We start from the raw sequence: 1712 nt of genomic DNA on the forward strand, positions 1-1712 counted from the left end.
CCTTAATCCGTGGAGTTTAATTATTATTTCATGCTGCAATCACTTTGTTTATGCGGTCTGTCGATACGTTTAAAAGGATTAACAATATCACCCATTTGGTGATGTTTTCTGATACAATATTCCATAAGAAAACACCATGGAGGCAGTCATCATGAAAAAGATAAAAATTGAGTTTACCAATGAGCGGATCATCCCAGCCAGCGGCCTTGCAGTTGTCGGTGCCATTCTCGGCAAAAGCGACTTCGTAAAGCGGTGCAACCGTATGGATGTCACCCCAAACCGTTCACAGCACCAGATCAAGAACGGGGATGTCCTGCTCACTTATATCGGACTTCTCACCATGGGGAAACCTGCTTATGAGTCCGTCCATGAGTTTGATGACGACCCGGATTTTTACAAATACGCACTTGGCATTGCCAGAAGCATCCCTTCTGAGGAGACGCTGCGCCAGCGGATGGATGACATTGGCTCATCCATGCGTTCTTATATCCTTGCGGAAAACATCAAGATGCTCAGGGATAATGGCATTGTACCGGGAAAACTTCCGAACGGTTATGTGCCTGTGGATATTGATGTCACGCCCTTTGACAATTCCAAAACCAAAAAGCAGGGTGTTTCCAGAACTTATAAGGGATGTGACGGCTATGCGCCGATCATGGCATATATTGGAACGGAAGGCTATCTGGTCAACTGTGAACTCCGGGAAGGAAAACAGCATTGCCAGAAGCATACCCCTGAGTTTTTACGGGAAACCATCCGTATGTGCAGGGAGATCACGGATGAACCGCTCCTGATCCGCCTTGATTCAGGAAACGATGCCGCAGAGAATATCGGTATCCTGGTGGAAGCAGGCTGTTATTTCATCATAAAACGCAACCTCCGCAGGGAAAGCAAAGAGGACTGGCTGCAGATGGCACAGGAATACAGCCAAGATATCGAAACTCCCCGTGAAGGGAAAACCGTCTATATCGGCAGCGACTGGAAACCGGTTTCCTATAAAACAGTGGATGATGCGGAAAAAACCATCACCGTCCGTGCCGGGTACGAGATCATAAACCGTACCATTGATAAATATGGCCAGTTCCTTCTGGAAGGCGACATTGAAGTCAATACCTGGTGGACAAACCTTGGAATGACTGACCGCGAAGTCATAGGACTCTACCATGCCCACGGCGAATGCGAGCAGTTCCATAGCGAGATCAAGACCGATATGGATTTGGAGCGGCTGCCATCCGGCAAATTTGAGACCAATGAGCTGGTACTGGAACTGGCAATCCTGGCCTATAACATTCTGCGGATGATCGGACAGGAAAGCATCGGAAGGAAGGGCACAGAGACAAAACATACAGTCAGGCGCAGAAGGCTGCGTACGGTGATTGGTAATATGATCATGATGGCAAGTCACGTTACAGAGCATGCCCGGCAGTTGTTGTTAGTCCTTGGCCGAAGTAATACATGGCGGTATGCTTTTGCGCAGGTGTATACAGCATTTGCGGATTTCCGGTGATAAATGTCATCCTTCCAGGTAGCCTTTGAGAAACCAAGGGGAAAGTGTGCCCTTTTGAAAGGATTTCTAGTGTTCCTAACCGTCATTTGGAACCAAAATCAATCCAGATACATTAAAATACTGTCTTTGAAGAACTATTTATCAAGAATAAGCCAATCCGATTTGGGATTGGCATCATAAAACAACCAGTTTCACGGATTCAGGT

Annotated in this window: 1 protein-coding gene; it reads left to right on the plus strand. The window is 46.9% G+C overall.

The annotated features are described in order from the left end of the window. Window positions 1–136 precede the first annotated feature (136 nt). Window positions 137–1507 (plus strand): IS1380 family transposase, encoded by a 1371-nt coding sequence (locus ACESZH_RS23845; RefSeq protein ID WP_373219578.1) that lies wholly within the window; start codon window positions 137–139, stop codon window positions 1505–1507. Window positions 1508–1712 lie beyond the last annotated feature (205 nt).

Origin of the sequence: Ruminococcus sp. 5_1_39BFAA (assembly GCF_964240875.1) — a bacterium.
Taxonomy (GTDB): domain Bacteria; phylum Bacillota; class Clostridia; order Lachnospirales; family Lachnospiraceae; genus Blautia_A.

Bases quoted from the DNA above. Each gene is read 5' to 3' on its own strand.
- ACESZH_RS23845 (WP_373219578.1), top strand. From the start codon at position 137: ATGGAGGCAGTCATCATGAAAAAGATAAAAATTGAGTTTACCAATGAG.